At 46.5% G+C, this 13562-nt stretch carries 12 protein-coding genes and 1 other annotated feature; all 12 genes read right to left on the bottom strand.

Translation table 11 applies throughout. From position 1 onward, the window contains the following. Positions 1 to 204: 204 nt before the first annotated feature. Positions 205 to 2052, bottom strand: a complete 1848-nt coding sequence (gene ftsH / locus EAI83_RS10955; protein ID WP_059085402.1) for an ATP-dependent zinc metalloprotease FtsH — start codon at positions 2050 to 2052, stop codon at positions 205 to 207. Positions 2053 to 2068: 16 nt separating this feature from the next. Next, positions 2069 to 2596 (bottom strand): hypoxanthine phosphoribosyltransferase, encoded by a 528-nt coding sequence (hpt, locus tag EAI83_RS10950; protein ID WP_015527123.1) that lies wholly within the window; start codon positions 2594 to 2596, stop codon positions 2069 to 2071. Next, positions 2593 to 4035, bottom strand: a complete 1443-nt coding sequence (gene tilS, locus EAI83_RS10945) for a tRNA lysidine(34) synthetase TilS (protein ID WP_059085401.1) — start codon at positions 4033 to 4035, stop codon at positions 2593 to 2595. The genes hpt and tilS overlap by 4 nt, the downstream gene beginning before the upstream one ends. A gap of 25 nt (positions 4036 to 4060) precedes the next feature. Further along, a complete protein-coding gene (locus EAI83_RS10940; protein WP_015527120.1) occupies positions 4061 to 5554 on the bottom strand; it encodes a SpoIIE family protein phosphatase in 1494 nt (497 codons plus the stop codon). 119 nt (positions 5555 to 5673) lie between these two features. Continuing rightward, complete coding sequence (locus EAI83_RS10935) at positions 5674 to 5988, bottom strand: FtsB family cell division protein (RefSeq protein WP_021650636.1); 315 nt, start codon at positions 5986 to 5988, stop codon at positions 5674 to 5676. Between the two features lie 111 nt (positions 5989 to 6099). Then, complete coding sequence (gene yabP, locus EAI83_RS10930; RefSeq protein WP_044960948.1) at positions 6100 to 6381, bottom strand: sporulation protein YabP; 282 nt, start codon at positions 6379 to 6381, stop codon at positions 6100 to 6102. 90 nt (positions 6382 to 6471) lie between these two features. Beyond that, a complete protein-coding gene (locus tag EAI83_RS10925) occupies positions 6472 to 6711 on the bottom strand; it encodes an RNA-binding S4 domain-containing protein (protein ID WP_015527118.1) in 240 nt (79 codons plus the stop codon). 73 nt (positions 6712 to 6784) lie between these two features. Further along, positions 6785 to 7078, bottom strand: coding sequence for an HU family DNA-binding protein (locus EAI83_RS10920; protein WP_227573730.1), 294 nt, complete (start codon positions 7076 to 7078; stop codon positions 6785 to 6787). Positions 7079 to 7180: 102 nt separating this feature from the next. Then, on the bottom strand, positions 7181 to 8914 hold the full coding sequence (locus EAI83_RS10915) for a phospho-sugar mutase (RefSeq protein ID WP_015527116.1): 1734 nt from the start codon (positions 8912 to 8914) through the stop codon (positions 7181 to 7183). A gap of 98 nt (positions 8915 to 9012) precedes the next feature. Further along, positions 9013 to 9987, bottom strand: coding sequence for a hypothetical protein (locus EAI83_RS10910; RefSeq protein ID WP_022427359.1), 975 nt, complete (start codon positions 9985 to 9987; stop codon positions 9013 to 9015). Positions 9988 to 10046: 59 nt separating this feature from the next. Further along, positions 10047 to 11387: a CCA tRNA nucleotidyltransferase gene (locus EAI83_RS10905; protein WP_059085400.1), complete on the bottom strand. Its 1341-nt coding sequence runs from the start codon at positions 11385 to 11387 to the stop codon at positions 10047 to 10049. A gap of 363 nt (positions 11388 to 11750) precedes the next feature. Then, complete coding sequence (gene proS, locus EAI83_RS10900) at positions 11751 to 13190, bottom strand: proline--tRNA ligase (protein WP_022427357.1); 1440 nt, start codon at positions 13188 to 13190, stop codon at positions 11751 to 11753. 157 nt (positions 13191 to 13347) lie between these two features. Beyond that, positions 13348 to 13557 (bottom strand) — a binding site (T-box leader). Between the last annotated feature and the right edge of the window lie 5 nt (positions 13558 to 13562).

Genomic DNA, 13562 nt, shown 5'->3' with positions numbered 1-13562 from the left:
TTTTCTCCGTAATTCGTCTTTTATTTTTGGGCAGTAAAAAAGGCAGCTGGTTAAGCTGCCTTTTTTGGAGAAGGTATTTCTTCTTATGGGGTGTAGCAAAAACTATATAATGTATTGGGGGGTTTTTACGGTATTTATAGTACCATGTGTCCACCAAAAAGTGTGCACAAAGTTCACAAAATTCAATATTTTTTTTTGTGCATTTTATTCGTTTGTTTTTGCAACCTCTTCTTTTTCTGTTGTAAAAAGTGCTTCAAACTCTTCACGATGTATCTTTTCCTTCTCGAGAAGAAGGGCCGCACAGCTGTGAAGAACGCCGATATTCTCACGGATGATGCTCTCTGCGTTCTCATGGCACTCACGGATGATACGGGAAATCTCCCCATCGATCTCTCTTGCCACTTCCTCACTGTAGCCTCTGGTATGTGCCAGATCACGGCCGATAAATACCTCATCGTCATCGTTGCCGTAAGCGATCAGACCAATTTTTTCAGACATACCGTATTTCATTACCATAGAGCGTGCAGTCTCTGTGGCACGTTTGATATCATTGGAAGCACCGGTGGTGATATCTCCGAAGATGATCTCCTCAGCCACACGTCCGCCAAGAAGCGTGGTGATATCCTCCAGCATTTTGTTCTTTGTATTAAACATCTCATCATTATCCGGCAGCGGCATGGTGTAGCCGGCAGCTCCCATTCCCGTAGGGATAATGGAAATGGTGTATACCGGATCCATATGAGGAAGTACATGGAACAGGATCGCATGGCCTGCTTCATGATAAGCTGTGATCTTTTTCTCTTTATCAGAGATGACCTTGCTCTTCTTTTCTGCACCGATCCCGACCTTGATGAATGCTTTCTTGATATCCTTCTGCATGATATAAGGACGGCCCTCTTTTGCAGCATCAATGGCAGCTTCGTTAAGAAGATTCTCCAGATCTGCACCTGTAAATCCTGCGGTTGTCTGGGCAATCTGGCGAAGATCCACATCATCTCCCAGCGGTTTGTCCTTGGCATGGACCATAAGGATCTCTTCTCTGCCCTTGACATCTGGGCGTCCCACATCGACTTTACGGTCAAATCGTCCCGGACGGAGGATCGCAGGATCCAGAATATCCACACGGTTGGTCGCTGCCATTACGATGATTCCTTCATTTACTCCAAAACCATCCATCTCTACAAGAAGCTGGTTCAACGTCTGCTCTCTCTCATCGTGGCCGCCGCCCATACCGGTTCCTCTCTGACGGGCTACCGCATCGATCTCATCAATAAAGATGATGCACGGTGCATGACGCTTGCCCTCTTCAAAAAGATCTCGTACACGGGAAGCACCGACACCAACAAACATCTCCACGAAATCGGATCCGGAAATGGAGAAAAACGGAACTCCGGCCTCTCCTGCAACTGCCTTCGCGAGAAGAGTTTTACCTGTTCCCGGAGGGCCCACAAGGATCACTCCTTTCGGGATCCTGGCACCTACCTTGGTATACTTCTGTGGGGATTTCAGGAAATCCACCACTTCCTCCAGATCCTCCTTCTCCTCCTGAAGACCTGCAACATCCTTGAACGTTACTTTCTTATCATCAGGGGACGACATCCTGGCTCTGCTTTTTCCGAAATTCATCATCTTCGCATTGCTTCCGCCGCCTCCAGACATCTGCCGGTTCATCATCATAAAGAAAAAGAGAAGGATCGCGCCGGTAAGCACTACCGGAAGTACTGTTCCGATCATGGAGCTGTCCTTGGGTACATTGCGGATCGTCGGATCGATATCATGTTCTTCAAGAAGCGCCTCCGCTTCCTTTACATCGGTTACGTAGACTGTCTTCTGACCATCTGAAACAATGTTTGCTGTTACATAACCGGTGGGCACTTCTCTGTTCTGATGGATCACCGCATCCGTCACTTTGTCTTCTTCCAGAGCCTTTTCCAGCTGGCCCATTGTGTAGCTGCCCTGGGTAGATACCTGGTCATTGAGATACAGATATCCTGCAATCAGTGCCACAATAAGCAGAAGGTACAGGCCTATCTTACCTGAATGCTTGCTCACTTGGTTAAATCTCCTTTCAGTCCTGAAGCTCCACTACTCCGATGTAAGGAAGGTTTCTGTATTTCTGGGCATAATCAAGTCCGTATCCTACTACAAACTCGTCCGGAATATTGAAGCAGCAGTAATCTACCTCTACATCTGTCACACGTCTCTCCGGTTTGTCAAGAAGTGTACAGAGTCTGATGCTTGCCGGATGTCTGCCCTTCAGGATACGCAGCAGATAGCTTAAGGTTCTGCCTGAATCAATGATATCCTCTACGATCAGAACATCTTTCCCGTCCAGTGGTTGATCCAGATCCTTGACGATCTTTACAACACCGCTGGATTTCGTATCATCACCGTAACTGGACACAGACATGAAATCCAGTGTTACCGGGCGTGTGATCCTCTTGGCAAGCTCACACATAAAGAAAACGCCGCCTTTCAGAACGCAGATCATGTGTACATCTTTTCCGTCATAATCCTTGTTGATCATATCTGCAACTTCCTGGATACGGGCATCTACCTCTTCTTCACTGAGTAAAACCCTGATTTTTTCGCTCATGCTAAAGCTCCTCCTTGGTAATGTAATTCTAACACTCTCCCTGTAGTGGAAGTGATCTTATACTTCTCGTTCATCCGTCCTCCCGGGATCCAGAGTATCTCAGATCCTGCCGCAACAACCGGAAGCCTGTCTCTCATCTCCGCCGGAATCTTCTCATCAATAAAGATCCGGTTCAGCTTCTTTCTTCCGCCTTCACTGTTTACAGTAAGATAATCTCCCTGTCTTCTGGTCCGAACGCATGGACTATTTTTTATTTTATCATAATCAAACCATTTCGTATACTTTTTTTCTTCAATCTTCTGTTTCTTATAAGAAAAAATTTTCGACTCAAAAACTCCGAAAGGACTTTCCAGAATTCCAGGTACCGGAAGCTCCATAGACATTTCTCTGAGACCTGCCGATACTTTTTTTTCAGTGGAAGCAGCGTTCTCTCTGTCTGATGCAGAGTTCTTTTTCAGACATACCCCTCCGTACTGTCGTATTACCCGCAGCGATTCCGGAAGGTTGATATAACGACCGTTTTCTTTTTTTTGAAGCGAAAGGACCTGGTCCACATGAAGAGATGTAAAGTCCTTACGTTTTCCTGACAATATCTCAAACGCCTCCATCACCGCATATTCCTGAAGGATAAGATCCTGTGCAAAAAATTTTTCATCCAGAAGATAGCCATTTTCTTTCCGGCAGCCTGCCAGAAGCTCCCTTCCCTTTTTCTGAAGATACGAATCTGCCTCTGCCAGAACCCGTGCGGTTTCTGCCATATGCTCCACCGCTTTTGCATTGATCTTCTGTTCCATAGCCGGAAGAATATGGTTACGGATCCGGTTTCTTGTATAGTCATCTGAAAGATTGCTGCTGTCTGTGATATAGGAAATACCTCTCTCTTTCAGATAATTGACGATCTCCTTCCGTTCTAAACACAAAACCGGCCGGATGATCTCACCATTTACCGCCTGTATCCCGGAAAGTCCCCGGATACCGGTTCCCCTTGCCAGATGATGCAGCATAGTCTCTGCCAGATCGTTGCGATTATGTGCCAGCGCAACCCGGAACTGTCCGTTCTTTTTTGACTGTTCTCCGGAAAAACCAAGTCTCTTTTTTTCCTCCTGAAACGCCTGTTTTCGCACGATCCTTCCGGTTTCTTCTTCTCCCAGCTTCCACTTTCCGGAAAGCTCCGGAACCGGATAATGCCTGGACCGGAAAGGGATTCCCCAATCCCGGCAGATTTTTTCCACAAACTGCTCATCCCGGTCCGCCTCCTGGCCCCGGATCCCATGATGGACATGAACCACTTCCATGGAAAAACCGATCTCTTTCTGAAGACTTTTCAAAATATGAAGCATTGCTATGGAATCCGCCCCTCCGGAAACCCCTGCCACAACCATATCCTCTGCTTTCAGCATCCGATTGTCTCTGATATATTTTCTTACACGTGTGATCATTTTTTCTCCTGTAACCAAAAATACTCTATTTTTTCCACAATCCTGCCACAACTACTGTCATATCATCCCTGGCATGATAATCACTGTATCCCAGGACCCTTTCCAGTATTCCCCGTCCCATCTCCCTGGGCTCTTTTTCCCGGACATCCATAATGATCTCCTTCATGGTTTCCTCTTCCCGTTCTGTAGGAAGTGCATCCAGAACTCCATCTGTCATCATGATCAGATAATCTCCATGATAAAGTTTCCTTGAGGCAGTATCAAAATCCAACTGCTGGACCAAGCCTGCTGCAAGATTTTCCGAAGCAATGGATTCCACCCAGTGATCTCTTTTAATAAATGTGGAAGACGCCCCTGCTTTCAGAAAATCACAGATCCCGGTATAAAGATCCACCGCACAGATATCAACAGTAGAAAACATCCCTTCCCGTCCTTTCAATAGCAGTGCGGAATTCACCATTCTGGCAGCTGTCTCCTGAGAAAAGCCGGATTCCAGAAACTGTTCCAGAAGTTCTACCACGATCTCGCTTTCTTTAAACGCTTCTATTCCGGAACCCATCCCATCAGACAGACAGAGAAAAAACCTGCCATCCTCTTCCTGACGACAGATATAATTGTCTCCAGAAACCTTTTCCGCTTCTCTTGTAAGCCGCGCTACTCCGTAAAGCATCTGATAACTGACATCCTCCACAAAATGGACCATACGAAAATCTCCATTTACAATACTGCGGCTGTCGGCGTCCGGCGTCATGGAGCTTCCGCAGATCCTGGACAGGATCTGTGCGATCTCTGTCATGGAAACACACTGTCCGCTCCTGGCTCTCAGATTCAGAAATATCTGCCGTCTTCCTTCGATCTTATCCATGACCCAGACATTCTTTACAAGTACATGCTTTTTACGAAGAGCCTTTTTCAGATCTTCCTGAAACTGCGGATCTGCCGGCATGATATCATACAGCTCTTCTGCCATATGATCCATGATCCTCGAGATTTCCGTCAGCTGCTGTGCAACTGCAAGCCGGCTTTCGATCATCCGGTTATCCCACACGAGATTCTGCCTTTCTTCACGAAATCCCTCATTCAGGACCTGAAAATACTGGGCGGAACGGCCACATGCTCCCATCCATTCACTGCGTGCTCTCTGGATACTCTCTTCATTGCCTTCCTCCATGGTACGGATCATATTCTCACTGCCCCGCATGGTTTCCCCGGCACGCTCTCCCCAGCAGATCTCTCTCTGATAACATCTGGAACATACAGCCGCACTGGTGTCCGATATGATACGGTTCAGCTGTCCTCCGCTCAAAAATTCCTTACGGTAAGGCATTCCGTAGAATGTATCCGCAAGCTTCCGGAAGGATGCTGCATACCGTTCCACTTTTTCCTTCTGGGGATGGCTTTCACAAAGCGGCAGCATTTCTTCTTTTTCCTTCGTTTTTCCCGAAAAGACAGTTTTTGCCATGTCCCGGAGTATCAGCAGTATGCTGACTACGAGCATGGCAATGATCCATTCCTGCATATTTTCCCCTCCCCTTATAACCTTCACTGACTGAACATTATAAAGGAAGATCCCTGAAATATCTGTCAAAGCCGCACGAAAATGTCAAAAAAAATTTCGTCGAAACCTTTGATTTTCAGCTATTTTTCTTCCTGAAACACGATCTCGTTATCTTTCACAAGTCCCAACTTCTCACGAGCCGCCTCTTCCACATATTCGTCGGTCTTCATATGTTCTTTCTCTGCTTCGATCTCCTTGGTACGTTCCTTCTCACTTTCAATGGACTTCTCCAGTGCTGTAGCTTTGGAATCATAATAATCCCTGCGCCGTTCCAGAGTCTTACTCTGTAGCATAAGGCTTCCCAGCAACACCAGTGCGATCACCATGATCCCCGCCATGCCAAGATAATTATATCCGATCCGTTTTTTTTCTTTTCCATTTTTTGGATTTTTCAATCTGCTGCTCCTTTTTTACACAATCTGATCTCTTTACCTTTTACGAGCTTATACATCCAAATTTTACAACTTCTTCAAAAAAATATCAACCGGTTTGCTGTCATTTTAGCTTTAATGGAACAGTCTTTTTAAAAGGGATCCTTCTTTTTTGTCCTTTTTCCTGCCAAGATAGGTAAGACTGTCGATTTTTCCCTCCAAGCTAAGCTGCCCGCTTTTCAGATCAAGATGTTTTACATGAAGTCCTTCGCCTTTTATGGATAACTTTCCTTCCTCTGTATGCAGCAGTATTTCTTTTTCATCGAAAGAGATCACCTCCCGGATTCCCGTTATGGTGCCGCCTTTCTGCCGCTCCAGCATCAGACTGTGAAATGCTGCCGGTTTCTTCTCGTCCAATCCATACCTCCCTGGGGATGATTTCTCTTTTATTTTATGAAAAATCCATCCGGAATAGACCATCACGCCCAAACGGCAGCTGTCCCTGCATCAGATATAGCGGAACATGCTTTCCACCTCATCCTTTTTTACCGTTTCCTTAACTTCCAGGACTTCAACCTTTACATTACGACTTCCAAACTGGATCTCCACAGTGTCACCGGTCTTTACCTGTACAGAAGCCTTGGCCGGCTTGTCATTGACCAGAACTCTTCCTGCATCGCAGGCTTCATTTGCCACCGTACGGCGTTTGATCAGTCTGGATACTTTCAGATATTTATCAAGACGCATAATTTTTCCTCCTAAAAAAGCAGGGGAAACCAAAAACCGGTTTCCCCTGCCGTTATCACTCTGAACCAACAGATTATTTACCGTTGACAACGTCCTTTAAAGCTTTTCCTGCTTTGAACTTCGGAGACTTGGAAGCCTCGATCGTCATGGTCTCACCAGTCTGAGGATTTCTTCCCTCTCTTGCAGCTCTTGTGCTTACTTCGAAAGTTCCAAATCCAACCAGCTGAATCTTCTCGCCTTTTTTCAGTTCATCTGTTACAACATCGATAAAAGATTTCAGAACAGCTTCTACATCTTTCTTGGAAAGATTGGTGTCTTTCGCCATTGCTGCCACTAACTCTGTTTTATTCATGGTGTTTCCTCCTATAATTGATGTTCTCTTATTTTTGACTTTGCTTTATATATATACCGCTTTTGGCTTATAATGTCAAGGTTTTTCGCATATTACAGGCGGAATGTGACCATTTTATCATTTCATGGAATCAACCATTTCAAGAACAGCCTTGCCCATTGCATCGGATTTCTCGTCTGCATCTGCAAGAGATGTTCCCTTAACGCCATAATAGAATTTAACCTTAGGCTCTGTTCCGGACGGTCTTACGCAAACCCATGCATCATCGGTAAGCTCATAGTAGAGAACATTGGAATTCGGAAGTCCTGTCGGCTTCTTCTCACCTGTTGCAAGATCTGTGATCTCATCCAGCTTGTAGTCACGTACAGCAGTCACCTTATGTCCGGCAAACTCAGCAGGCGGATTCTGACGAAGTGTTGTCATGATCTCTTGGATCTTCTGAAGACCCTCGATACCCTTCATGGTAACTGCCTGAATGGCATCCTTATAGTAACCGAACTCCTCATACATATCGATCATTGCATCCCAGAGAGTCTTGCCCTGTGTCTTATAGTAAGCAGCAGCTTCGCAAAGTGCCATGGTAGCAACAATGGCATCCTTGTCTCTTGCATAGGTTCCGATCAGGCAACCGTAGCTCTCCTCAAATCCGAAAAGATATGTACCCTTGCCACTGTTCTCAAATCCGAGGATCTGCTGTCCGATGTATTTGAATCCGGTAAGTACTTCGATAAGATTCACGTTGTATCCCTTGGCAATGGCATCTGCCAGGTTTGTTGTAACGATAGTCTTTACAAGAGCTCCGTCCTCCGGAAGGCTTCCGTTTACAGCCTTTCTCTGGCTCAGCTCATAGTTTGCAAGAAGGCATCCGGACATGTTACCGGTAAGATCATGATACTCTCCGTTTTTATCCTTTACGCGGACGCCAAGACGGTCTGCATCCGGGTCTGTGGCAAGTACGATGTCTGCATCCACTTCCTTCGCAAGCTTCAGGCCAAGCTCAAATGCCTCTGCTGCCTCCGGGTTCGGATAGCTGACTGTCGGGAAATCCCCGTTCGGAAGCTCCTGCTCCGGTACTACATATACATTCTCAAATCCAAGCTCTTTAAGGATCCTTCTGGCCGGGATATTGCCGGTTCCGTGAAGAGGTGTGTAAACGATCTTCAGGTTCCTGCCCTCTGCCTGGATCGCATCCATATGGATGATCTGTTTCTTAAGCTCTGCCATGTAAGCATCATCGACAGCCTGTCCGATCACTTCGAAAAGTCCTGCCTTTACTGCGTCTTCCTTGTCCATGGTCTTTACGGTATTCCAGTCGGAGATCGCCTTTACCTCGCCCATGATACCGGAATCATGAGGTGGTGTGATCTGCGCGCCGTCCTCCCAGTAAACCTTGTATCCGTTGTATTCCGGAGGATTGTGGCTGGCTGTTACGTTGATACCCGCCACACAGCCCAGATGACGTACTGCAAAGGAAAGCTCCGGTGTCGGACGAAGTGTCTCAAAGATATAAGCCTTGATCCCGTTTGCTGCCAGGCAAAGCGCTGCTTCCTGGGCAAACTCCGGTGACATATGACGGGAATCATATGCGATAGCAACTCCCTGGGATTTCTTGTCAACCTTGGCAATATAGTTGGCAAGCCCCTGGGTTGCTCTTCTTACCACATAAATATTCATACGGTTGGTACCTGCGCCGATGATACCACGCAGGCCTGCCGTACCAAACTCAAGATCCATATAAAAACGCTCTTTGATCTCATTCTCGTCGTCTTTGATCGCTTTCAATTCTTCTTTTGTCGCCTCATCGAAGTATGGGTTTTCAAGCCACTGATTATAGATTTCTTTATAATCCATGTTCCAAAATACCTCCCTGTTTCTTTATATAAGATACTTAATATTATATAACAATTTTCAGAAAAAGGGAAGTTTTGTTTTTGTCACATTCAGAATCATTACTGCCTGAAGCACTGTTTTGAAAATTCCTCCCACTGTTTTTTCTGATGGATCAGGGTTCTCAGCTTTTCCACATTTTTTCCGGAGATCACAGCCTTGTTATGTGTATAATAATGGTTTGCCAGTTTCCAGTATTTTTCCGGATAACAGAACCGGACTCTCAGGTTCTGCCACTCAGACTCCGAGAGCGGCCGTACGGAATCATATGCAGAAAGCATCTTCTGCGCGAGGTGCAGATCCCAGCTGTATTTCTCCAGGATTTTCCGCATAAAGCGGTACAGATCTGCCATCTGCACATCAAAGCTCCAGTGACTGAAATTCGTCACCGCTGTGTTTTTCCCAAGTATCAGCACATTATGCTGATTATATTCGCCATGACAGATACTGCCACTTTGAAGAGACTGCTGCCGCAGATTTTTATAATCCGTGGTTTCCAGCATAGCTGCCGCTTCTTCTCCTTTTTGCAGAAACCATTCCACGCTTTTCAGATAATCTTTCTCAAAAGAATTGACCGCTCCTTTTTTTCGGATAAAACGGCGTATTTTTTTCATTTCCTGATTATGCCGGATATATTCTTCCTGCAGATTTCTTCCCGCATAATCCATTTCCACAGGAAGCTGCATGATCTTGTGGATCTGTGCCAGAGTCCGGATGCTTTTTAAAATATCGTTTTCGGATCTCGTGTCACATTCCCGTCCCTCAAACCAGATCTGTGCAGTATATGGAACAGAATCTTTGTCCCTGCTTACCAGTACGCCTTCCCTGTTTCTGAGATAGGCGTCCACAAGACAGTTCTGTTCTTTCATTTTTTCAAGAAGCTGCTGCTGCATGGAAAGCTTTTTTTCCGAGCCATGAAATTCCCGGAGTATCACCGGACCTTTTTCTGTCCGGCACAGAAGTGCCCCCCGCACCCTGCCGGAGAATGAAGCTGTAAGCCCATACTGCTCCAGCACGCTCAACCCATAATCATACAAAAAAGTTCCCCCCTGCCTTATTTTACGTTCTATTTTATGCAGGGGGGATTTTTGTTATTCTATTCGGTTTTTATGCTGTCTTTTTCTGCTGTTTCAAGAAGTTTTTCTTTTGTATTAAGGGTTGGATCTTTCAGCACACAGTCAAGAAGTCTTTCGAGCAGTGCTCCCAGTGCCGGTCCAGCCGGATGTCCTGCCTTTATAAGATCCTTTCCGGAAACTGCCAGGGTTTTCAGAGATGTACATTCACCTCTTTCAAGGATCCCCTGATAAGCTTCCGTCACACCGCTTAACCGTGCCAGCTTCTCCTCCCTCCTGTAAGTGCTCTGGGATAAAAGATCTGCCTTCTGCACTTTCAGATACAGCGGAAAAAGCTCTTCTCCGATAAGATTCACAGCTCTCCGCACATCCTCGGCGTCCGGAGTGGGACGAAGATCATGATACCGGATCAGACGACAGGTATTTCGGATCGTTACATTATCAAATTTCAGACGGCGCAGGATCTTTCCTGCCAGCTTTTCGCCTGCCGGTCCGTGAGTCTTAAAGTGGTCTCTTCCATTCTCATCTGTCTTTTTTACAACCGGCTTGGCAATGTCATGAAGAAGCATGGTGATACGGAGAAGCCGGTCATTCTCGATTTCTGTAAGACTTTTCAGAATGTGCTCTCCCACGGTATAGCAATGATGAGGGGTATTCTGCTCGGTTTCCATACAGGCGTCAAATTCCGGAAGAAATTCCCGGGTAAGACCTGTCTCCCAGGCGGTTCGGAGATAATCCGGATGATCGGATACCAGAAGCTTTACAAGCTCTGTCTGGATACGCTCTGCACTGACATGCTCCAGATTCCCCGACATCCGCGCCAGTGCCGCTTTCGTATTTTCCTCCACAGTAAAACCAAGCTGTGCGGAAAAACGCACTGCACGGAGCATACGAAGGGCATCCTCTGTAAAACGTTCTACCGGATCACCAACACAACGGATGATCTTCCCATTGATATCTTCCATTCCACCAAACAGATCCACCAGTCCATGTTCCGGATGATACGCCATGGCGTTGATGGTAAAATCTCTTCGTTTCAGATCTTCCTCAAGACTCCTGGTAAAGGTCACGGCATCCGGGTGGCGGCCGTCATGATATTCTCCGTCCACACGGTAGGTTGTCACCTCAAAGCCCTCTTTGCCCATCATTACAGTTACTGTTCCATGCTGGATCCCCGTATCTACAGTTCTGTGAAAAAGCTCCTTCACCTGCTCCGGAAGTGCAGAGGTGGTGATATCCCAGTCTCCAGGCACCCGATCCAGGATAGAATCCCTGACACAGCCGCCTACAACATATGCCTCATAGCCGGCAGCATTCAAGGTCTTCAGTATCTGCGCTGCCTTTTGTGGTATATTAATCGTCATGATAACTCCTCTTGATGATCGCTGCTGTCCGTTCAAAACACGTTTACATTTCGCTGTATTATCTCCATGTCAGCAGCCGAATAATATTCTGATATGTTTTCCTTAACGCTATTATAACATAGATTCATAAAAACAGCGGAGCATATTTTGCCCCGCCGTTGTTTCTGCAATATGGTTCCTGTTCACTCCGTTCTCAGTAACACGCTTCGCGATGCACAGAATTTATGCTGATCGCATAAATTCGCGCGGTATGTCTCGGGTTTTCTGTGACCTTCGCTCACACAAAACACCTCGCGGGACATTACCAGTGAACAGTAACGCAATATGATCATCCCACTTTTTTGAAGTGGCCTGCTGTATTTTTTAGTATGCACGTCCCCAGTAAACCATTTTCTTAGCCGGTTTTCCGCAGCATACGCAAACGTCGCTTAACTGCTCCTGCTCAAACGGCATACATCTGGATGTTGCCTGGAAATCTTCCTTGATCTTGTCTTCACATGCACGATCACCGCACCACATAGCTTTGATGAATCCCGGTTTGCTGTTGATGATCTCACCGAACTCCTCATAATTCTTTGCTACGTAAGTATGTGACTCTCTGTGTGCACGTGCGCGCTCCAGCATATCATGCTGAATGGTATCCAGAAGCTCTTTTACCTTATCTGCAAGCTCCTCGAAGGATACTGTGTATTTCTCACGGGTATCTCTTCTGCAGAGAACTGCCTGACCGTTCTCGATATCCTTCGGTCCACATTCCACACGAAGCGGGATGCCACGCATCTCCTGCTCAGCAAACTTGAATCCCGGGCTCTTGTCTGTCGCATCAACCTTTGCACGGATACCTGCTGCCTTCAGTGCTGCAAGAAGCTCGTCAGCCTTCTCCATAACCCCTTCTTTACGCTGCTGGATCGGGATGATCACAGTCTGTACCGGAGCGATCCTCGGAGGAAGAACAAGTCCGCTGTTATCACCGTGAACCATGATGATCGCACCAATCATACGGGTTGTCATTCCCCAGGATGTCTGGTGAACATATTTCAGTGTATTATCTTTATCTGTGTACTGGATTCCGAATGCTTTGGCAAAGCCATCTCCAAAGTTATGGCTTGTACCGGACTGGAGAGCCTTACCGTCGTGCATCAGAGATTCGATGGTATAAGTAGCCTCAGCACCTGCAAATTTCTCCTTGTCTGTCTTCTGGCCTTTGATGACCGGAATCGCAAGAACTTCCTCGCAGAAGTCTGCATAGATGTTCAGCATCTGGATGGTACGCTGCTCCGCTTCCTCAGCTGTTGCATGAGCAGTATGTCCCTCCTGCCACAGGAACTCTCTGGAACGAAGGAAGGGACGTGTTGTCTTCTCCCAACGGACAACGGAACACCACTGATTATATACTTTTGGAAGATCTCTGTGGGACTGGATCTCTTTCTGGTAGAAATCGCAGAACAGAGTCTCAGAAGTCGGACGCACGCAAAGTCTCTCCTGCAGCGGATCAAGGCCGCCATGAGTCACCCATGCAACCTCCGGAGCAAAACCTTCTACATGATCTTTCTCTTTATCAAGAAGAGACTCCGGGATAAAGATCGGCATGTAAACGTTCTCTACACCGGTTTCTTTAAATCTGCGGTCAAGCTCATGCTGGATATTCTCCCAGATCGCATAACCTGCAGGTTTGATCGCCATACAGCCCTTAACACTTGTATAACCACAGAGCTCAGCCTTCTTAACAACGTCTGTATACCACTGAGCAAAATCCTCATCCATAGATGTGATGGCCTGTACTAATTTCTTTTCTTTTGCCATGATAAATCTCCTTTTTCTTGTGATCTGTTACATATTGCCGACTGTCAGGCAGCCACAGCAATCCGGAATCCTTCCAGCTTACTCTTCTGTCCTATAAACCGTACACTGTATTTACAATCCCGTTTTACGGACAAAAAATAAGCCATCCAAATCCCTCACAAGGGACCGAATGACTTCGGCGGTACCACCCCAGTTAACAGCCTGAAAAGCTGTTCTCTCAACACCCGTTAACGCCGGAAACACACGCCACGCTTCAATCACGCAGAGCTCCGAGGCCGGTTCCACAGTTCACGCACAGGATCCTTCCACCAAAGCAGATCCCTCTCTGAGATAATTCCCTGTGTACTATTCTCATCATCGCCGTATCTTTGA

Origin of the sequence: Blautia sp. aa_0143 (assembly GCF_004167315.1) — a bacterium.
GTDB lineage: Bacteria > Bacillota > Clostridia > Lachnospirales > Lachnospiraceae > Blautia_A > Blautia_A fusiformis.
The sequence above is the reverse complement of the archived record's forward strand: the minus strand, read 5'-3'. Positions and strand labels throughout refer to the sequence as shown.